This is a genomic window from Clostridium frigidicarnis, assembly GCF_900111985.1.
Taxonomy (GTDB): Bacteria; Bacillota; Clostridia; order Clostridiales; family Clostridiaceae; genus Clostridium_Z; species Clostridium_Z frigidicarnis.
In genome coordinates this window covers 167782-189760 of the sequence record NZ_FOKI01000001.1, presented here as the reverse complement: position 1 = coordinate 189760, position 21979 = coordinate 167782, and the positions used below count along the sequence as shown (strand labels likewise).

Sequence of the window (21979 nt, the reverse complement as noted above, 5' to 3'; positions counted from 1 at the left end):
TTAAAGTTGAACCTTAACATGAGATGTATTTAAATTATGCATTAATGAATTTAACATACATTGGAATATCAGTTGAACCTTAACATGAGATGTATTTAAATTCTAATAAGTCTTTCTTTATCTTTGCAGGGTTTAGTTGAACCTTAACATGAGATGTATTTAAATGATAATTTAATCTCGTCATAAGACGGTAAGTTCTCTGTTGAACCTTAACATAGGATGTATTTAAATTCCAAGGCCGTTGTATTAGTTTTCATTTCTTCCAGTTGAACCTTAACATAGGATGTGAATTTCTGCCGATTAGGTCTAAAAAACACCTCCTAAACTCTTGTATAACAAGAGTTTAGGAGGTGTTTTTATGTACAATAAAAATATATTTAAATAAGTTTAATTTTATAGAAAATATGAATAAACTTTAAACAATAGCAAACTGTTGAATATTTTTTGTAATTTGTATCAAAATTTAAATATAGCATGTTGATGCATTTAAAGGTAGTTAACATTAAAATTTATGTTTGTAATGAACCATAACATTTGATGTTATAAAATAAATATTTTGTTTGTTTTATAATATTAATAAAATCAGTAGTTAACATAAAAATTTATTAAGTAGGAGGTGGATTAATGAAAGTTTATGAATTAACATTAAAAATATTTCTTCTTAAAAACTTGCCATTAGATGAAGCTTACGAAGAATTGTCAGAATTAATCGACAAATCATTGTGTAAAGATAAAGATTTACTAGCTTTACATAATGAAAATAAATATAAATATTACACTTTTTCCTTACCTTATAAACTTGAAGAAGACAAAATATATAAAGCAGGAAATATATACTCAGTTAGAATAAGAACTATTGATGAAAACATTTTAAAAAACTTTAAAACTAAATTAGTTAATATGTATACATCAGTTATTAAGGCATTAACTATAGATGCGAAGGTTATTCCTAAAAAACATATTTCAACTATTTATTCAATAACACCCCTAGTTATAAAGACAGACAATGGGTATTGGAAAGGAAACTTATCACTAGATCAATATGAAAAAAGAATAAAAGAAAATCTTATAAAGAAATATAATCAATTCTTTAATGAAAAAATTGACGAAGATTTTCCACTATATAATTTTATAAATTTTGATAATCAAAAACCTGTTGGGGTTAAGTACAAAGGTATTACTTTACTTGGTGACAAAATAACATTAAATGTATCAGATGATGAAGTATCTCAAAAAATTGCATATTTAGCATTAGGTGCAGGTGTTGGAGAGATGTGCCCAAGGGGTATGGGTTTTGTAAATTATAAGTGGATATAAGGAAGTGATTATATGTTGCAAGATGTTATTAAACCATTTAAAAAGAAATATGATGAAATTGGAGAACGCTTTATAACAGATTCCTATGTTCCTAGTGATGGAGATTATGTAATAATAGCTCCAGATGGAAATACATTTAAAGAGTTAGATATAGTAAAAATAAAGCAAGATAAAAAGACAAAAGAAATTGATAGAAGTAGCGAATATTTTGATTTTATTTGTAACGCAGATTATTTAAGTAAACTTATAGATATGAATAAACCAATAGATGGTAATAAAATAATACATAGCAATAATTATTTGAGTTTTTTTGTTAAGAAGGATAGTGTAAATAACGGAAAACTTAATGAAAAGGTAATAGACTCTTATTATGAAATTTTAAAAAAACCTGAACTAAAATATAGTAAAGATAAAGAAAAACTTAGATTATATAAAGAAGTAGAAGATAAACATGGAAAAGCTGATGAAATTCTTATAGAAAAGATAAAAGCTTGGATTAAGGAAAACATAAAAAGTTATGTTGATGAAAAGAGTAATGATAAGTCTTATTTAAAGTTCTTTTTCAAGTATGATTCAGGTGAATATAAAAAAGAAAGTGAAAAATACTTGGTACCTAATATATTTAATAGTGTAGATTTTAATGTGAAAATTGGAGAAGAAACCTATGGGCTTCCTAATGATAACATGGGTTTAAATTCTAAAAAGCCGTACTTAGAAAACAAATCAAGAAAAACCAAGATTTCTTATTTAACATCCATAGATGAAGTATTACTTCAAAAGAAATTTTTTGATTATCTTTTAAATCAAGTTTCCATTGGGAAAACAAATATATACATATATGATGGAAAAATAGAACCTAAAAGTGATCAAGAATCAATAAGTGAAGACTTTAATGGTGTATATTTAAGAATAAAAAAAGGAAAAGAAGTAGAGATACATGATTTTGATACAATAAATGATTATAAGTTTAATATAGAACCTATAGTTTTAAAAAATGTCATAGAAGTTGATTTAAATAAAAGCGATCTTAATTACAATGTTAAAATAAAAAAATTAGATCAAATTAAAAATTTAATAAATGAAGTATTCTTTAGTAAGTTTTTAACTTCAAATTATTTTACAGAATCAAAGGATTTAAAAATAACTGATAATAATTTGAAAAGAAATTTATTACTTTCTAGAAGAGCATTATTTAATTGGTTTTATAAAGGAAATAAGTCTACGGTATGGAGTGTACTTGAAAAAAGTAGTTTAGGTTTAATAAAAGGATCTATAAATAATGGATATATATTTAAAGCAGGAGAGCAATTTAATTTAAGATGTGCTTTAAAAGAATATTTTGGAGGAGAAGAAAATATGGCTGATATATTAGTAGAGATTAAATCGTCATTAAGAAATAAGATTTCTAAAGATGAAACACCATCAATAGATAATGATAAAGAATATTATTTTGCAGTAGGGCAACTTACAAATTATTTTATATCCTTAAATAAATCTTCTAAAAAGTTTCATTCATTGGCTAATCCTATTATAAATGCTAAGAATGATGAAAGAATAAAAATGGAATTTAAAAGAATGTTCAAAAAATATAATTATACTATTTCATACGGAAGAAAACGTTTTGATAATCTTATGTATATGATTTCTTCATATGTTCCAGAGAGTAAGATAAATGAAGATTTGATAATAGCAGGATATCTTCATAGCAATTTAATGTATGAAAAATCAAATAGGGAGGAAAATCAAAATGGAAAATAGAGTTTATGGAGTTTTAGGTATAGTTTCAAGAATGAGTAATTGGAATGCTGATTTTACAGGATATCCAAAGACTACTTCTTCAGGAGATGTTTTTGGTAGTGATAAGGCATTTAAATATCCTATAAAAAAAATGTGGGAACAACAAGGGGAGAAGGTTTTATATATAAAATCTATGAAATTACAAGAAGTTAAAGAAAAAAAAGAAAAAAAAGCAGAAATTGAATTGATTCCAAGATCTTTAAAGGAAAGATATGAACAAATTTTTGAAGAAAAAGACTTAAAGGAAAATAAGGATGATAAAAAAGTCTTAAATAATTTATTTTCAGCAATAGATGTTAAAAATTTTGGAGCTACATTTGCTGAAGGAGGAAATAATATATCAATAACAGGAGCAGTTCAGATAGGGCAGGGATTTAACAAATATTCAGATACAGATCCAGAGGTACAACAAATATTATCACCATTTAGAGATGCAACTAAAAAGAAAAAGAAGGACAATGAAGAAGATGATGATGCAAAATCTTCAACATTAGGAACAAAAATAGTTAGTGATGAGGCACATTATTTTTATCCATTTACAATAAATCCTCAAGCTTATGATGGGTTTAAAGAATTAGAAGTAACAGAAGGATATACTGAAAAAGATTATAAAAAGTTTAAAGAAGCTTCTATGGTAGCGGCTACATCTTTTGCAACAAATGCAAAGATAGGGTGTGAAAATGAATTTGCTATGTTTGTAGAAACAGATAGAGATTTATATTTACCGGATTTATCTCAATACATTGTATTTGAAAAGTGTGATGATAAGGGAAAAATAACAATAAAATGCACTGCTTTATTTAATGATTTAAAAGAGAGAATAAAGTCAATAGAAATTTATTATAACCCGTATACAACAACTATAGAAAAGGATATAGAAAATGCTAAGTACTTTAACATCTTTACAAAAGAAGAGGTATAAAAAATGGATGTTTTAAAATTCACATTGAAAGGTAGGACTGCATTTTTTAAAAAGCCTGATGTTAACACATATTTTTATTTTACCTATGGTAATATTCACAAAATAGCGTTGCTTGGTATTTTAGGAGCAGTGCTAGGATTAAAGGGTTATAATGACCAAAATAAAGAGGATATATATCCTGAATTTTATGAAAAACTTAAAGATATAAATGTAGGAATAGTACCACTAAATGATAAAGGATATATTCCTAAAAAAGTTCAAACTTTTAATAATTCAGTAGGATACGCTTCAAAAGAACAAGGTGGAAATTTAATTGTTAAAGAGCAGTGGCTTGAAGATCCAAAGTGGGAAATTTACATTCTTTTAAATGGTGACATAGAAAATCAATTAAAAGATAGAATGATAAATTACAATTTTAAATTTCTTCCTTACTTAGGCAAAAATGACCATATAGCTAACATAGAAAATATAGAGTTAATAAAAGATGTAAAAAAAGTAGGAAAACTAAAAAAACTTAATAGTTTATATATTAAAGATTATTTTTCTTTTAGCGAAAATACCTTTGATTTTCATGAGGATGAAGATGATGAATTAGAAGATATATGGAAATATGAAGAAATGCTTCCAATATCATTAGAAGAGCAAACAAATAAATATGAACTTAAATCATTTGTTTACAGTAATTTATTAATTAAAAGTTCATCTTATGATTTAATATATGAATGTAATAATAAGTCAATATTTTTCTTCTAGATGGGTAAAACCATATTTTGATATAGAGCGAATCGTTATTCAAGTTATGTTTTTTTAACTATCTTGAGGTTAGATGATTTAAGCTATGGGGGTACTACCTGTAAAAACCACACCTTGTAAGAGGATGTGGTTTTTACAGGTGGTAGCCATCACTTATATAAATATTAATAATTATTGATTAAGTAAACAGTTGATATATAACAGTAACCACCAAAATTACTATAAAAAATATAGGAGCGTGGATATATGTATTTTGATAATATAGAAAAATTTAAAATAGATGAACATATAAAAGACAATAAAAATATATATGCACATAAAAGTGAAGATAATACTAGATTTGAAACTTTGAAGGAACATCTAGATCTTTCAGAACAATATTTATATAAAATAATTAAATCCAAGAAGTTAGATAATGTATTATTAAATTTTCAAAATTACTTATTTAATGAAGAATGTGAAGAAGGAATAAAGCTTTTTAAAGAAATGATGCTTAACATATTATATATGCATGACTTAGGAAAAATTAATTGCTGTTTTCAATATAAGAAGATGGAAAATACATTCTTTAAGAATAATGAAGGATTAAACTTTAATTACTCAAATCATTCAATGTTATCATCTCTTATTTATATCAATTACTATTTTAAAAGAATAAAAGAATTAGAAAAAACAACACCTAAGATAAAAGATAAATTAAGGTTCTTTATGATGATAAATTCATATGTAATATCAAAACACCATGGTTCTTTAGATTCTTTTGAGGAGTATGAAAAGAAGTTTTTAGAAGAAGATGGTGAAGGAACAAGGCTTTACACAGAGCAATTGAGCATATTTAAGTCATCATATAATGAAGACTTAATATTTGAGAAAAAGCCTAAGTTAATGAAAAAACTTTTTGGATTAGCGAAGAGTTTTTTAGATAAAGAACTATGTGCTGGTAAGGAAAATTTTTATATTTACATATATGAAAGATTTATGAGTTCTTTATTACTTGGATGTGACTATTATTCAACATCACAATTTATGAATAATTCAGAGATAAACGATTTTGGACAAATATTAGATGTAAATGAGTTTTATGATCTTTTAAAAGAAACAAAAATATATAAGTGTATAAGAAATTATGAAAAGGAAAACTACCTTAAAAAAGATAATTTTCTAAATGTAACTGATATAAATATTCTTAGGAATGAAATGTTTTTAGATGCTGAAAAAACATTGGAAAAGAATATTAATAGCAACATATATTACTTAGAAGCTCCAACAGGAAGTGGAAAAAGTAATGTAGCTTTGAATTTAAGTTTTAAGTTAATAGAAAAAGATAATTCTATCAATAAAATATTCAATGTGTACCCCTTCAATACTTTGATTGAACAAAATATAGATAATTTAGAAAAGGTATTTGGATTTAATAAAAAATTATTTAATGAAATAGCTGTTATAAATTCATTAGTGCCAATAAAAGAAGTAATGAGAGAGGAAAGTAAAGATGAAAAAAATGAAAAGGTTAATTATAATGACTCTTTACTTAATAGGCAATTTTTGAATTACCCTGTAGTTTTAACAACTCATGTAAGTATCTTTAACTACTTGTTTGGAACATCTAAGGAAGATTTATTTCCACTTATTCAAATAGCAAATAGTGTAATTATTTTAGATGAAATACAAAGCTATAAAAACAGTATATGGAAAGAAATAATTATGTTTTTAAACTGCTATGCAGAAATTTTAAATATAAAAATTATAATCATGTCTGCAACATTACCAGAGTTAAACAAACTCATAGATTATGGTGATACTAACACAATTAAGTTAATTAAAGATAGAGATAAATACTTTAAAAATCCTATGTTTAAAGATAGGGTATTGATAGATTTTTCTCTTTTGGAAGAAAATAATAATGATTATGATGCATTAAAAAATCATGTTTTAAATAATGCAAAAAATACTAAACATAATATACTTATTGAATTTATAAACAAAAAACGTGCTTTAGAATTTTTCTATGATTTAATTGATAATTTAGATGACGAAAGGAAGATTCTACTTATAACTGGAGATGACAACAGTATAGAAAGAAATGAAATAATAGCCACTGTAAAAAATGAAAAAAACATTATATTAGTAGCAACTCAAGTTATTGAAGCTGGTGTAGACATAGATATGGACATAGGATATAAGGACATATCTATGGTAGATAGTGATGAACAGTTTTTAGGAAGAATAAATAGATCATGTAAAAAGCCAAAATGTACTGTATATTTCTTTGATTTAGATTCAGCTTCTAGTATTTATAAAGGAGATTATAGAAAAGAAAAGAGTTTAACTCTAAAATCAGATAGTATAAGAGAGTTACTTTTAGAAAAGGATTTTCAAAAATATTATAATCTGATTCTTAAAAGAATTAATGGTGAAAGTGAAAAACTTAATGGTAACAATATACAGGCTTTTATAAATGACGTAATAGGTAAATTGAATTTTTTAGGAGTAGAGCAAAAAATGAAGCTTATAGATGATGATAAAGATGAGGTGACAGTATTTTTATGTAGAGAAATCTCGTTAGAAAATGGTGAAATTTTAAATGGAAAAGACGTGTGGGATGATTATAAAAACCTACTTAAAAATAGTGATTTAGATTATGCTGAAAAGAAAGTAAAGCTTTCAAAAATAACAAGTAATCTTAATTATTATATATATAAAGTCAAAAGTAGAGATTTTTCTTATAATAAAAGATTAGGTGAAATCTATTGTATAGATGAAGGTGAAAAGTATTTTACCAATGGTAAATTTGATAGAGAAAGTTTTAATACAGGAGCATCAGATTTTATATAATATTTATAAAAAATGGAGGAGCTATGAGAGTAAATGGTACATTAATAAATTATTATTTTCACTGCAAAAGGCAGTGTTGGTTTCATGGCAATAGGATAAACCTAGAAGACAACAGCGAAGATGTTAAGATAGGTAAAGCTATACATGAAGTGAAAAGTGAGAATTCTACTAATTCAGAGATATCAATAGAAAATATCAAAGTAGATAAATTAACTAAGGATTATCTAGTAGAAGTTAAAAAATCCGATGCAGATGTTGAAGCAGCTACATGGCAAGTACTTTTATATTTAAAGATACTAAAAGAAAAAGGAATAGAGAGAGCTGGTAAATTAGAATTTGTTGAGAAAAACAAGAGTAAAAACAAAACATTAATTGTAAATTTAACAGAAAAAAGTTCTAAAGAGCTTGATATTATAATCTCAAAAATAGAACTTCTTTTAAATGAAGAAGTAGCACCAGAAGTAATAAGTGAACCCAAGTGTAAAAAGTGTGCTTATTATGAATATTGTTATATTTAGGAGGATAGTATGGGGAGTACAAGATATATAACATCCATGGGAGAACTAACTAGAAAAGATAATTCCTTATGTTTTAGAAAAGATGGAAAGAATGTATATATTCCTGTTGAAAATACTAAGGAAATTTACTGTTTGTCAGAAGTAAGCATAAATACTAAACTATTGGATTTTTTATCTCAAAATAATATAATTGTACATTTCTTTAATTATTATGGTGGATATAGTGGAACATTTTATCCAAGAGAAAGATATAATAGTGGAAGACTTTTAGTTGCACAAGTAGATGCTTATAAAAATAATAGATTAGAAATAGCTAAAGGTGTAGTGAATGGAATAGGACAGAATATAAGTGAAGTTTTATATCATTATTATAAACATGATAAAAAAGAGGTTAAAGAAACTATAGATTGGATAAAGGATAAATTTAAAATTAATTTAGATAAAGCTAAAGATATAAAACAACTTATGCAAGTTGAAGGTGAAGTTTGGCAAAGATTTTATGGAGAATTCAAGCATATATTACCAGAGGATTTTATCATGAATAAAAGAGTTAAAAGACCGCCGGACAATCCTATAAATGCATTAATATCTTTTGGTAATACCTTATTGTATGGAAAAACAATTGCATCAATATACAATACTCACTTAGATCAAAGAATTAGTTTTTTACATGAGCCATCAGAAGGAAGATTTTCACTTAGTTTAGATATAAGTGAGGTATTCAAACCAGTTATAGTTTATAAAACAATATTTGAATTGGTTAATAAGAAAAAACTTCAGGTATCTAAGCATTTTGATAAAAAGGTAAATTATTGCTTGTTAAATGAAGAGGGAAGAAAAATCTTTATTACAGCATTTGAGGAAAGAATGGAAGCTGTATTTTTACATCCAAAACTAAAAAGAAAAGTTTCATATAGAACAGCTATAAAATTGGATTGCTACAAGCTTATAAAATTTATATTAGAAGGTAAAGAATTTAAACCTTTTAGTTTAAAGGAGAACATGTAATATGGGTGAAAAAATAAAGTATAACTATGCATTTTTGTTCTATGATGTTAATGAGAAGAGGGTAGGAAGAGTATTCAAAGTGTGCAAAAAATATCTGTCCCATTTTCAGAAATCAGTTTTTAGGGGAGCAATAACTCCATCAAATTTAATACTTTTGAAGAAAGATTTAAACAATATAATAGATAAAGAAGAAGATTTTATATGTATTATTAAATTGCTAAATGAAAAAGTATATGGTGAAGAGATACTTGGAGTTCAACAAAATAATACAGGTGAAGATCTTATAATATAATTTTACCAACCTCATTTTAAAATAAAACCTCTTAAAACCTTTTAAATTCAAGGGATTAAGAGGTTTTTTATCTGTGAAACAAAAAAATCAAAGTCGGTTGGTAAAATTTTTAGAATTGGTTGATTTATAAGGCTTTAGGGTATATTATTAATTATAGGAACGTTGATTTTACAGTAGTTGAACATTAACATAGGATGTATTTAAATGATTTACAAAATAACATACAAGATATGGACTCTGGTTGAACATTAACATAGGATGTATTTAAATGAAGAGTATAGACTTTCATTGGAAACTGCTAAACAAGTTGAACATTAACATAGGATGTATTTAAATAGAGAAATGGCTGACTGCTTAGTAGCATAGGCAGACGTTGAACATTAACATAGGATGTATTTAAATGCAATAAATCCGTTATATCCTGTAAATCCAATATCGTTGAACATTAACATAGGATGTATTTAAATACATATTCTACACCTTCTGAACTCAAAGTTGATAAAGTTGAACATTAACATAGGATGTATTTAAATCCTTTATAGTAATGGGATTTACGGGTCCTAAGGCTGGTTGAACATTAACATAGGATGTATTTAAATTTTATTGGTCCAAGTTCGTTTAAATCAATGGTAGAGTTGAACATTAACATAGGATGTATTTAAATGGCTCTTTTTGTGATAATAGTGGCTTTTCATTTGTGTTGAACCTTAACATAGGATGTATTTAAATAGCTTATATCCTGTATCTGTTGTAAAAGTTGAATAAGTTGAACCTTAACATGAGATGTATTTAAATTTGTACTTATCGCAGAAATCTAATAAGTTTCTGCTAAGTTGAACCTTAACATATGCTAAATGAAAAAGTATATGGTGAAGAGATACTTGGAGTTCAACAAAATAATACAGGAGAAGATCTTATAATATAATTTTACCAACCTCATTTAAAAATAAAACCTCTTAAAACCTTTTAAATTCAAGGGATTAAGAGGCTTTTTATTTGTGAAACAAAAAAATCAAAGTCGGTTGGTAAAATTTTTAGAATTGCTTGATTTATAAGGCTTTAGGGTATATTATTAATTATAGGAACGTTGATTTTACAGTGGTTGAACCTTAACATGAGATGTATTTAAATCACCTTTTGCCTTACTAAAATGCTTACAGTCTGGACGTTGAACCTTAACATGAGATGTATTTAAATACAAAATAATAAAGAAAAAGAAAATGTTGAGATTCGTTGAACCTTAACATGAGATGTATTTAAATAGATTCAAACTTGGTTCAAAATGAGATAGCTAGGGTTGAACCTTAACATGAGATGTATTTAAATCATGTTTGTATTTCTTTTTATCTAACCATTCAATTAGTTGAACCTTAACATGAGATGTATTTAAATCATAATATCTACCTTCATCCTTGCTATCAAATTTAAGTTGAACCTTAACATGAGATGTATTTAAATGGATTATTAAGTACATAAACACCTCGATTAAACCATGTTGAACCTTAACATAGGATGTATTTAAATTCTAATTTAATAGATAAATCTACTAATAGATTATGTTGAACCTTAACATAGGATGTATTTAAATGAATGGCACACAATGTAAAAGAATTATATAAAAAGTTGAACCTTAACATAGGATGTATTTAAATAGTATAATGTTTGCTGTTGCTAATGCAACTAGAAAGTTGAACCTTAACATAGGATGTATTTAAATTTGTTACTGAAACTATATAATTTTTGTGCTACAGGTGTTAAACCTTAATATAGGATGTATTTAAATGTTTTAACTGGAGTAAATGTAAAAAATGCAAATGCGTTGAACCTTAACATGAGAAGTAATTGTTTAAATGGGCTATTGAATTATAACATTACATTTATGGTATTAACAGATATATCATGAATGTAAATTAGTATATACAGTAAAAATAAGGATTAGATTCTAGACTAATAGAATCTAATCCTTATTTTTATGCTCATGCATTAATTGATTTTTACCAAAGAAAATGTTATTGTGTAATTAAATGGTACAATATAGAGTAATTTGGAAAAGTAAAGAGGGATAATTATGAATTTTGTGGAATTAACAGTTACAGTATTGCTTAGCAATGATATATATTTTTCTAATAGTGGATATATAATTGGTAAAAATATAAACAAGAGCATGTTATTAAGTGATAGGTTAAAAGAATTACATCCTAAAAAAGAATATAAGAATTATGTTTTCAATAGTTTCTATCCTTTAGAAAAGGAGAAAACTTATAAAAAAGATAAGTTATATATTTTTAAAATAAGGGGACTAGATAAAGAGTTAATGAAAGAAATGCAAGAATGTTTAAAAAAACTAAAAAGTAATGATTTTAATATTATATCTGTTGCAGAGAATGAGGTATATCAAGAGTTTATAAAAGATCTATATACAGTAAATCCAGTTATAGTTACAGTTGATAATAAACCATGGCTTCAAGGAGATAATTTAGAATTATTTAAGAATAGATTAGAAGATAATTTAGAAAAAAAATATAAAAGTTTCTTTAATAAAGAGATAAATATAAAAGATAAATTTATAAAAAATATAGAATTCAAAAATCGAATGCCTATGGGATTTAATTATAAAGGTATAAAACTCCTTGGAAATAAGGTTAGAATAGAAATTCAAGATAATGAATTAGCTCAAGATATAGCTTTTTTAGCTATGGCTATAGGACTTGGAGAAAAGAATTCTGTTATAGGGGCAGGATTTTGTAATTAGAGAAATATATTTGTTTATCAGAATAAATTAAATATTAACAATAAATATGAACTTTGTAGGAAGCTTTAAAGATAAATTATAATTTTAAAGGAGGGGTAATTTTGAAATATGTAGTTAAAATTGATATAGGAAGTAAGCAAAAATATATATTTTCTAGTAATATATTAAAAGAAATTATAGGAGCATCAGAAATTATTAGATATGTTACAGAGAATTTAGGGAAAGAAGTATTAAAAAATATAAAAGAAAATCCAGAAATTTATACAGGCAATAATAAAGGTAATATATTATTTGAAGCAGGCGGAAATGCTATGTATATATTTGATACTATAGATAAAGCAAGAAAGTTTAATGAAATATTTAGTAAGTTTGTTGTTAAATATTTTGATGGTTTAGAATTATTAATGGTTATAAAAGAGTTTGATATAGAAAATGAAAATATAGTAAATTTATATGAAAAAATAGAGGAGAGTTTAACAAGAAAAAAAGGAAGTAGGAAAAATCAATTTAGAAGAATTGGGTATGGACTAAGCAAGATATGTGAACATACTAAAAAACCTGCTGGATATGTATATGAAGATAAATATATATCAAAAGAATCTAATGATAAATTAAATTTTTATAACTTTATATATAAAAAATGTGAGTATTATGATGAAAAAAAAGAAATCAAGTATACAATAGATGAAGGTGAAGTCAAATATGAAATTACAAGACTTTATATCAAATTAATTGAAGATGACTTTAAGTTAAATGATTTTAAGCTAACTAAAGATATAGACATTATAGCAGGTGAAAAAAATGAAGGAAGTTATATTGGAATAACGTGCATTGATGGAAATAGTATGGGTAAAAAGTTTAATAGTTTTAATGATAAATATAAAAATGTTAAAAAAGGAAATAAATTTGAATCAAATGTAAGATATATAAAAGAATTTAGAAATATTACAAAAGAAGTAGATGATGCTTATAAAGAAACATTTAAAGCAACTATAGAAATTTTAATTAACAACTATGAGAACTATTGTGAAAATATTAATTATAAAAAAGAAAATAAAATTCTACCAATTAGGCCTATAATTCTTGCAGGGGATGATATAACTTTTGTAAGTAATGGCAAAATTGCTGTAGAAGTTACTAAAATTTTTACAGAAAATATAACAAAAGTAAAAGTACAATTTGGAGATAATCAATATAATCTTACAACTAGTGCAGGAACTGCAATAGTAAAAAGAACTCATCCATTTTCTAGAGCTGTAAAATTGGCAGAAGCTTTAGAAAAAAATTCAAAGAAAGCACTTAGAGAAATGAAATTAGTTTTTGAAAAAGAAAAACTTAAGGGGGAAAAAGATGCATCATTTATTGACTGGGAAATAAATAGAGGTGATACATTAGATGATATTTCTATTATAAGAAATAAGAATGTTGTAGCTAGACCTTACATTATTATACCTGAAGAAAAAAAGATGCCTAAAAATGTGTTTAATATTTATGATTCTAGACAATATGAAAGCTTAAAGAGTATTATTAATTATAATTTTTATAATTTTTGTGAAATACTTAATGCTATAAATAAATCTGAAGCTAAAAGTAGTTTGAAATCTTTCTTTAGAACTATGAATTCTCAAGAAATAGATGCAGATCTTTTTTATTTAAAATATAAATTAAAAGATAAAATTAAAGGTGATATAGATTTAAATATTCTTAAAGAAGTTGTCTATGATGCTATAGATATTATGGATTTATATACATATGTGAAAGGAGAAAAATAATATGTACAAGTACCCAATCACTATTGAATTGTTATCAGAAACTATATTCGGCAATGGTCAATCTAAAAATGGAATAGTTAATACAGAGATTCTATTAGATGAAAATGGTTTTCCGTATTATTTAGGAAAAACATTTAAAGGATGTCTAAAGAAATCAATAAATACTATATTAAAACCTTATTATAAAAGTAAAGCTGGATTTGAAGAAAATGTTAATAAGTTATTTGGAGAAAAACAAAATGAAGGAAAGTTAAAATTCACAAATTTCTATTTAGATAACAAGATTGTAGATGTCTTTAATAAACATAAATGCTTGAAGGATATAAATGACTTGATTTTATCATCTTTGACAGATATAAGATTTAATATAAAAATGGGCGAAAATGGAGTATCAGAATCTAAAAGTTTAAGGGCCTCTAGAGTGTTAAAAAAGGGACTAGTTTTTAATGGGTTTATTTGTTGCTCTGAAGAATTAAATGAGTTTGAATTTATGATTTTAGACAAGGGATTAAAATCTTTAAAAAATCTGGGCATTAGCAAAAGTAGAGGAAAAGGCTTGGTAGCTATTAAAATTGGTCAGAAAATACAATTGAATTCTAAAGATTATGAGTATGTAAAAGATAATTTTGATTATATAATGTATGAAATGGATTTGAAACAACCTGTTAAAATAGGGGACAGTCAATCTCAGTATGATTATGAGCAAACTAAGTCTTATATTTCAGGTTCTATAGTTAGAGGGGCAATTATAAACAAATATTTAAAATCAAAAGGCAGCGAAGTTTATAACATTAACGAAGATGAGAATTTTAATATTTTACTTAAAAAAGTATATTTTTATGATTGTTATCCTGTATATGAAAGTAAAAACAAAAAATATTATTCTTTTCCAACACCAAATATGTTTAGAATGACTAAAGATATAGCTAAAGAGGACAGAGATAGTTATAAAAAAAGTTGTGAATTCTTAACTGTATTTGATAACAAAAAGTTGAATGATGAACCAACTGTTATAAAACTTAAAAAAGGTGAATTTTCTTATTATAAAGATAAAATTTTATATCAGTTTAATATAAGAAAGGATTATAGATTTCATCATTCTCAAGAAAACAAAAAAGAAAATATATTTAGGTATGAGTCTATTTCAAAAGGTCAAAAATTTTATGGATTAATTGATATGTCACAGATAGATTATAATTTAAAAAAACAAATATATAGTTTTTTAAATAAAGAAGAAATTTTTTATTTAGGAGGAGCAAGAACTTCAGGTTATGGAGAAACAGAAATTACACATATAAAAGCAATTAAAAATTTTAAAGGGTTACAAGAAGAATTAGAATATATTAAATGCGACAAAATTAAAGATAAATTTAATATTTACTTTTTATCAGATTCTATTTTAAGAGATGAAAATCATCAGATAGTTTCTTTATTTTCATCAAAATATTTAAATGAAAATTTGAAAGCAGATATAATTGAAAATAATATGGAATCTGAAATAAATCCTGTTATATTAACAGGATACAACAGAGAGTGGGGGTCTTTTATACCACATGTTTATGGTGTTGAAAAAGGTAGTGTTATTAGAGCTACTTTAAATAAATCTATTGATAAAAATATCATTAATGAATTTGTGAAAACTCAACATGGTGATAGAAAACAAGATGGGTTAGGGAGGGTAATAATAAATCCTGAATTTTTAGATCCAAATGAAATAAAATATTTAGGAACTATTAAAACAGGTTATAAAAGAGAAAGTAGTAATTGTGAGTTAAATAATGAATTAATAACTTTTATAGAAGAATGTAAAAATAGGGTAATTATTGATAAGTGTATAAAAGCAAATATTATAAATGAATTTTTAAAACATACTAACAATAAAACTAACCTAAGTAACAGTAAGATAAATAATATTATATCTAGTATAGATAGATGTTTGCGTTATGAAGAAAATCCTATGGATGAATTCAAAAATGAAATTGAAAGACTTAGTAAGATCACTCAAAACAAACAAAGAAATAAAGATAACTATGAAATATTAAACCGTAATTTAATATCAGGTAAAACTTTAAAACAACTAAAAAGCTTTAATAAAGAACAAATAGAGGATTTTGCTAGAAATATTTTATTTGATGGATTAAAAGCTAAGCAGTTTGAAAAAGAAGAAATAATAAAAGAAATAATAAACAATGATTTAGAAGACAAATTTAAAAGTGAAAGAATACTTTTAAACACAATAAGAGATATATTTTATTATTCTATAAAATCAAAGGAGAGTGAATGTGTTGAATAAGATAAATAAAATAAAGCAGTATACTGTAAGTGTAAAAAACATATCACCTCTTAGAATAGGCAATGGTGGAGATGAAGGCAATGGAGTATTACTTTACAACGATTATGCAATAATAAATGGTACTACTTTTTCAGGGTTATTTAGAGAATTTTTAAATCAAATTAAAGAAAATATAGAAGATAAGGAAAGTGAAGAATATAAAAAAAGAAAAATAGAGTATGAATTAGTTTTTCCAGAACGCGATGATGAAATACAGATATTAAAAGAAACTGTAGATAATAATAAAAAAGAGATATCAAAAATATATTTTTATGATTCAATATCACAAGAGAAAATTAAAACTAAAGATTTACTATCTAGAAATCATGTAAACATAGATGATGAATTAGGTAGTTCAGTAGAAAAGCATTTATTTAATGAATATCACATAACAGAAGGAAAAACGTTTAGATTATTCTTTGAAATAAGAGGATTAGAATTAGACTTAATATTATATGAAAAATTGTGCGGGTATTTAGAACAATTTATAAGTAGAATTGTAACAGGAGATATGTCTATTGGAAGTAAATTCAGTTTTGGGTTTGGCAGATTTAAGGGTATTGATAATAAAGAAAATGAAAAAGAAAGTAAATTACATTTTAAAGAATATGATTTATCAAAAGAAGAGGATTTAGACAGTTATTTGAACTTTAATATGAAGTGTATAGACTTTGAACCCTTAAGTATACAAAGAAATAATTATAATAAAAATAAAGTGAGAGTAACGCTGCAAGCATATTGTGAAGAGGGATTTATTATTAAGGGGCAACAAGAACTTGATAGTGAAAATAATATTTTTGATAAATGTTATGAGGAATATTACAATGGAAAAAGTATGTATACAATACCATCCTCAACAATAAAAGGACTTATAAGAAATTATTGTAATAAAATATATAAAACTTTAAATAAAGATAAAAAAGATATAGAAAACATGTTTGGGACAAAGTCAGATGAGAAAAATGGAATAGATGGTAAAAAAGGAAATGTAATATTTTATGATTGTAAAATCAATAAGGATAATACAGAAATATATAATAGAATAAAAATTGATAGGTTTACAGGCGGAACTATGACAGGATCGGTATTTAAAGAACAAGTAGCTATTGTTTCAAGAAAAAATCCTATAGAAATTAATGTAGATGTAAATGAAAATAATAAAAAAGCATTAGCTTTAATTATATTATCCTTTAGGGACATTGGATTAGGATATTTAACTTTAGGGAGTGGAAATAACGTAGGATATGGAAGGTTCAAAGGTAAATCTATAACAGTAGATGGTACTTGCTATGATACTATGAAAATAGTATTTGAAGATTCTAAATTAACAGGAAATGTAAATCAAATAAATGATATTATAAGTATTCTTACAGAATAGAAGGTGATAAAGTGGGTAATTTAACAAAATCTGAAGTTATGACTAAAATAGAAAAATATAATTATAAATTTGCATGGATAAATACCTTTAGTTCTTTGAAATTGATAGAATTAAGTGAAGATAAATTTCAAGAAATTTGGTTAGATAATTTAATTGAAGCAAAATGTTTTGATGAAGATAAAGAATTATCAATTATGGGGGAGGATAATGATGAAAATTTTTCCGTAGTTGAATTTGATGGAAAAGGTAAAGAATATGTAGAGGAAGACCAGATTTTAAATAAAAATAAATCTCCATTTAAAAATAGAGGTGAAGATGATAAATTAGTTATAAGAAATTATTTAAAATATGATAATGAAGGACAAGTATCTATATATTACAGTAAACTTTCTAATGTGGAAAGGGGAGAGACTATTGATTAATAATCATTCAAAATTTTCAAATAAAAATAAAGAATATGCACGATCTCCTTATAATTTCATACCATTTCCAAAAAATGTATTTTACAGACATAATATTTTAGAAGATTATAATAATAAAGAAAAAACTGTATTACCAAAGCATAATGAGTTTATAGAAGGTTTGAAAACGGGGTATATAGATTACTTAATAGAGGTTGAAACACCTTTGTTCATTAGTAATGGCAAAAATGATTTTTTAAAAATCAATAATGAATTTATAATTCCAGGTAGCACTGTAAGAGGAAAAGTAAGAAGTAATGTTGAAGTATTATCATGCTCTTATCCAGAATTTGTAGAAGATAAGAAACTATGGTTTAGAGGTGCTTTTTCAAAAGATGTACTTAAAGAAATGTATAAACAAACATTATTACCTTCTGAAAATTCTAGGATTAATGATAAAGTTAAAGCAGGTTATTTGCACATGGAAGGTAATAAATGGTTTATAATTCCAGCTAAAGAGGATAATAATCATAAGTCTTTTAGAGAACTTCATGAAAGAAAATTAAGAGATTCACATAGAAGTATAAACGGAAGAATTAAAAAAGAAATTTTTATGTATAATGAGATAGATAAACTAAGTAAAAAACCTTTATGGGATTTGTTTTTTAGTATTAAGCAAGAGAAGAAGAGCATTTCTAAAAAGTTAAAAGAAACTAAAAAAACTTTATCTAAAAATGAAATAGAAGGTTTGGAAAAAGAATTAAATATTATTAATAATAAGTTGGACGATTTACTAAAAAATAATAAGCTTAGGGTATTCACACCTTATTATTATAGCGTTTTATATGATTTTAATGATAATAATTCAGTGGAAATAAAAAAAGTAGTAGAATCAATTAATGACAATGAGTATGGGTTTTTAATGAATTCAGCAAACTTAAATAAAAAACAAAATCATTATTTAATATTCAAAAAAGATACTGATAAAGGAAACATGTCTATAAGTGAGGAGTTAATAAATCAATATAAAACTAGTGTAAAATATAAACAAGGTAAAGAAATTGAGAATTTTAAAATTGATGTGGAGAATAGTTTTACAAATCACAAAGATAAACCTGTATTTTATATTTTAGATGAAGAAGAAAGTATTATATCTTTTGGATTCACTCCTTATTTAAAAATACCGTATAAAAAGAGTGTAAGAGATGGAATAAAAACAAAAATAGAAAATGAAAAAGTAGATTACACTAATAGCATTTTTGGATTTAGTAATTTTAAATATAAGAAAGAGTCCAATGAAAAGACTATTTCTTACAAAGGAAGAGTAAGTTTTACAAATGCTAAACCAATTAAAGCATGTAAACAAATAAAAGAACCTATTTTAAAGTATCTTATGAATCCTAAAATTAGTTCTTTTCAACTTTATTTAAAACAAGATAGTAACAATGCAAAGAAGCTTAAAACATATAGTAGTGAGAATTTTGAACTTAGAGGAAAAAAGTTTTATTGGCTTAGAGATAAGCATAATGAGTTAGATGCTTATAAAAATGAATTACAAGAATTTAATGATAAAAAGAAAAAAGAACCTAAAAAGGATCAGTATGCTTCTTTATATCCCGTAGATAAAGGAGCAATATTTAAAGGCAGAATTTATTTTGAAAATCTATTTGAAGATGAACTTGGCTTATTGCTTATGTCTATAAAACCCTTTGAAAATGCTAGAGAAAATTTAGGACAAGGTAAACCTTATGGTTACGGAAAAGTAAAATTTATAATTGAAGATGTTATAGAAATAAATTCTAAAAATAGATTTATGAGTTTAAACATAGATTCTAGTGAAGTGTCAATAAAATCAAAGAAAGATTTTTATATAAACACATTTAAAAACTATATGAAAAAACAAAATATAAATGTTGATTTTTATAGTGAACCTATGTATAAATGTTTTTATCAAAGTAAATCTCAAATAAAAGAAATTTCTGATAGAGAATTTAATTATATGACTATAAATGAATTTAAAAATAGAAACACACTGAAATCTATGGAGGATTATGTTAATGAATATAAAGTAGAAAACACAGAAGAGTGTGTTGCAGTAAGTCAACAATCAGAAGATGATTATTGGGAGTATATGGAAAATATATTATCAAATAAATTTGAAGTTAAAAGGGATAGACGAAAAGAGAAAAAGTAAGCATATATAGAAATCGAATATTAAAATAGTAGGTGAGTTAATGAAAAGAATATATAAAACTTTAAGTTTTATAGTATTATTTATTATTATTTTTTGTCCATATGCTTATGCTGTAAATAATGAAAATATGTCAAAAGAAGAGATAATGAATAAATATTATGAATTAAAGGAAGAAAATCAAAAATTAAAGGATAAATACAGTGATTTACAAGAAAAGTGGGGAGCTGAAAAAATAGATATAGATAATAAAAAATCTGATCTAGATGACAGAGTAAAAGTAATAGAAATATATGGAGGAGTATTTGCGGGTATTTTAACAGTATTAGGAGTGTCATTATGGCCAATAATAAAAAATAAAGCTAAAGAAGTGGCTGAGAATATTACAGATAGAGAAATAAATAAAAAAGTTCATGGAGAAATAAAACATATAAAATTAATGATTGATGATTGTAAGAAAGAAGAATTTTTAATGAAAAATAAAACAATACTTGCAATTTCTAAAGAAGATGATGATGAAAATAAAATAAAAGATTTGTTAAAAAATTTTAAAAAATTAGAAACTGTTATGTTAGATAAAAGGCCCAATAACTTAAATGGATATGATGTTATTTTATTTAATAATATTAAAGGTGGATTTCAGAAGAAAGAAATGCAAGAAATTATACAACATAATAACAATAGTAAGGCAGTATATTTTTATTTTAATAAAAGTAATGAGCGACTTGACATTAAAAATGATAATATTAATTATGCTACCAATGATGCTACTATATGTGGAAATTTGCTTGATTTATTAAAATATCAAGAAGATATTTTAATAAATTAAAAATGGTATATATTAAAATATATGAATTCTAGGGGAAATAGTTATTTCAGGTATAAGTTGTTGGTGGAAAAATGATTAATTAATCAAACAATGTATGCAATACGAACTTACAGTATAATAAATTATTTTACCAACAGAATATTAAAAGAAAACCTGTTAAACTATTGATATTACAATAGTTTAACAGGTTTTTTATATACAAATTTCAAAAATCGAAATCAGTTGGTAAATTTTTAAGGAAATCCTTGATTTATAAGGATTTAGGGTATATTGTTAATTATAGGAACGTTGATTTTACGGTGGGTTGAACCTTAACATGAGATGTACTTATTTTAGTGACAAGTTGTAGAGTGGTAAGTAACAAATTAATTAAATTATCTATTTAATAGTAAGCTCACATTATATTTTACCAACCGTATTTTAAAACAAAACATCTTAAATCCTTTTTAATTCAAAGGGGTAGGAGGTTTTTTAATATGTAAAACTAAAAATTAGAATCGGTTGGTAAATTTTAAAGGAATCCTTGATTTATGAGGTTTTATGATATATCATTAATTATAGGAACCTTGATTTTACAGTGGTTGAACCTTAACATAGGATGTATTTAAATCTTAAAAGAAAAGAATTTATCGGTAAAATAAACAATGTTGAACCTTAACATAGGATGTATTTAAATTTATACCCCATTACCTTTTTTAATCGAATTCATATGTTGAACCTTAACATAGGATGTATTTAAATGGTATAGATTTATATTGTTCTTTAATTTCTTCATTGTTGAACCTTAACATAGGATGTATTTAAATTCTATCTCTCCCATATTGTATAGAGCAGCAATAAGTTGAACCTTAACATATGCTAAATGAAAAAGTATATGGTGAA

The 21979-nt window shown here is 24.7% G+C and carries 15 protein-coding genes and 2 CRISPR repeat arrays; all 15 genes read left to right on the top strand.

Annotation, left to right across the window (positions count from 1 at the left end; genetic code table 11):
- Positions 1-624 precede the first annotated feature (624 nt).
- Positions 625-1317 (top strand): CRISPR-associated endoribonuclease Cas6, encoded by a 693-nt coding sequence (gene cas6, locus BM119_RS00895; protein WP_090037878.1) that lies wholly within the window; start codon positions 625-627, stop codon positions 1315-1317.
- Between the two features lie 12 nt (positions 1318-1329).
- Complete coding sequence (cas8b, locus tag BM119_RS00890; protein WP_090037876.1) at positions 1330-3075, top strand: type I-B CRISPR-associated protein Cas8b/Csh1; 1746 nt, start codon at positions 1330-1332, stop codon at positions 3073-3075.
- Positions 3065-4036: a type I CRISPR-associated protein Cas7 gene (locus BM119_RS00885; protein WP_090037873.1), complete on the top strand. Its 972-nt coding sequence runs from the start codon at positions 3065-3067 to the stop codon at positions 4034-4036. The genes cas8b and BM119_RS00885 overlap by 11 nt, the downstream gene beginning before the upstream one ends.
- Before the next feature lie 3 nt (positions 4037-4039).
- Positions 4040-4789 carry a type I-B CRISPR-associated protein Cas5b gene (gene cas5b / locus BM119_RS00880; RefSeq protein ID WP_090037872.1) on the top strand — a complete coding sequence of 250 codons (750 nt, stop codon included), beginning with the start codon at positions 4040-4042 and terminating at the stop codon, positions 4787-4789.
- Between the two features lie 246 nt (positions 4790-5035).
- A complete protein-coding gene (locus tag BM119_RS00875) occupies positions 5036-7624 on the top strand; it encodes a CRISPR-associated helicase/endonuclease Cas3 (RefSeq protein ID WP_090037870.1) in 2589 nt (862 codons plus the stop codon).
- A 23-nt stretch (positions 7625-7647) separates the two neighbouring features.
- Positions 7648-8142: a CRISPR-associated protein Cas4 gene (cas4, locus tag BM119_RS00870; protein WP_090037866.1), complete on the top strand. Its 495-nt coding sequence runs from the start codon at positions 7648-7650 to the stop codon at positions 8140-8142.
- 9 nt (positions 8143-8151) lie between these two features.
- Entirely contained in the window at positions 8152-9150 is a 999-nt protein-coding gene (gene cas1b / locus BM119_RS00865) for a type I-B CRISPR-associated endonuclease Cas1b (protein ID WP_090037863.1), read from the top strand.
- A gap of 1 nt (position 9151) precedes the next feature.
- Positions 9152-9442: a CRISPR-associated endonuclease Cas2 gene (cas2, locus tag BM119_RS00860; protein ID WP_090037861.1), complete on the top strand. Its 291-nt coding sequence runs from the start codon at positions 9152-9154 to the stop codon at positions 9440-9442.
- Between the two features lie 176 nt (positions 9443-9618).
- A CRISPR array of direct repeats spans positions 9619-10237; the repeat unit is 30 nt; unit sequence GTTGAACATTAACATAGGATGTATTTAAAT.
- A gap of 305 nt (positions 10238-10542) precedes the next feature.
- A CRISPR array of direct repeats spans positions 10543-11225; the repeat unit is 30 nt.
- Between the two features lie 285 nt (positions 11226-11510).
- Positions 11511-12194, top strand: coding sequence for a CRISPR-associated endoribonuclease Cas6 (gene cas6 / locus BM119_RS00850; protein WP_090037856.1), 684 nt, complete (start codon positions 11511-11513; stop codon positions 12192-12194).
- Positions 12195-12295: 101 nt separating this feature from the next.
- Positions 12296-13966 carry a Cas10/Cmr2 second palm domain-containing protein gene (locus BM119_RS00845; protein WP_090037853.1) on the top strand — a complete coding sequence of 557 codons (1671 nt, stop codon included), beginning with the start codon at positions 12296-12298 and terminating at the stop codon, positions 13964-13966.
- A 1-nt stretch (position 13967) separates the two neighbouring features.
- Positions 13968-16259, top strand: coding sequence for an RAMP superfamily CRISPR-associated protein (locus BM119_RS00840; RefSeq protein ID WP_090037850.1), 2292 nt, complete (start codon positions 13968-13970; stop codon positions 16257-16259).
- Positions 16252-17676, top strand: coding sequence for an RAMP superfamily CRISPR-associated protein (locus tag BM119_RS00835; RefSeq protein ID WP_090037847.1), 1425 nt, complete (start codon positions 16252-16254; stop codon positions 17674-17676). Before BM119_RS00840 ends, BM119_RS00835 begins: the two co-directional genes overlap by 8 nt.
- An 11-nt stretch (positions 17677-17687) precedes the next feature.
- Entirely contained in the window at positions 17688-18098 is a 411-nt protein-coding gene (locus BM119_RS00830) for a hypothetical protein (RefSeq protein ID WP_090037845.1), read from the top strand.
- Positions 18091-20271, top strand: coding sequence for a TIGR03986 family type III CRISPR-associated RAMP protein (locus tag BM119_RS00825; protein ID WP_242948258.1), 2181 nt, complete (start codon positions 18091-18093; stop codon positions 20269-20271). Before BM119_RS00830 ends, BM119_RS00825 begins: the two co-directional genes overlap by 8 nt.
- A gap of 40 nt (positions 20272-20311) precedes the next feature.
- Positions 20312-21097 carry an NARF domain-containing protein gene (locus tag BM119_RS00820; RefSeq protein ID WP_090037839.1) on the top strand — a complete coding sequence of 262 codons (786 nt, stop codon included), beginning with the start codon at positions 20312-20314 and terminating at the stop codon, positions 21095-21097.
- Positions 21098-21979 lie beyond the last annotated feature (882 nt).

Coding starts and splice junctions, on each gene's coding strand:
- cas6 (WP_090037878.1), top strand. CDS start 625: ATGAAAGTTTATGAATTAACATTAAAAATATTTCTTCTTAAAAACTTG.
- cas8b (WP_090037876.1), top strand. CDS start 1,330: ATGTTGCAAGATGTTATTAAACCATTTAAAAAGAAATATGATGAAATT.
- BM119_RS00885 (WP_090037873.1), top strand. CDS start 3,065: ATGGAAAATAGAGTTTATGGAGTTTTAGGTATAGTTTCAAGAATGAGT.
- cas5b (WP_090037872.1), top strand. CDS start 4,040: ATGGATGTTTTAAAATTCACATTGAAAGGTAGGACTGCATTTTTTAAA.
- BM119_RS00875 (WP_090037870.1), top strand. CDS start 5,036: ATGTATTTTGATAATATAGAAAAATTTAAAATAGATGAACATATAAAA.
- cas4 (WP_090037866.1), top strand. CDS start 7,648: ATGAGAGTAAATGGTACATTAATAAATTATTATTTTCACTGCAAAAGG.
- cas1b (WP_090037863.1), top strand. CDS start 8,152: ATGGGGAGTACAAGATATATAACATCCATGGGAGAACTAACTAGAAAA.
- cas2 (WP_090037861.1), top strand. CDS start 9,152: ATGGGTGAAAAAATAAAGTATAACTATGCATTTTTGTTCTATGATGTT.
- cas6 (WP_090037856.1), top strand. CDS start 11,511: ATGAATTTTGTGGAATTAACAGTTACAGTATTGCTTAGCAATGATATA.
- BM119_RS00840 (WP_090037850.1), top strand. CDS start 13,968: ATGTACAAGTACCCAATCACTATTGAATTGTTATCAGAAACTATATTC.
- BM119_RS00820 (WP_090037839.1), top strand. CDS start 20,312: ATGAAAAGAATATATAAAACTTTAAGTTTTATAGTATTATTTATTATT.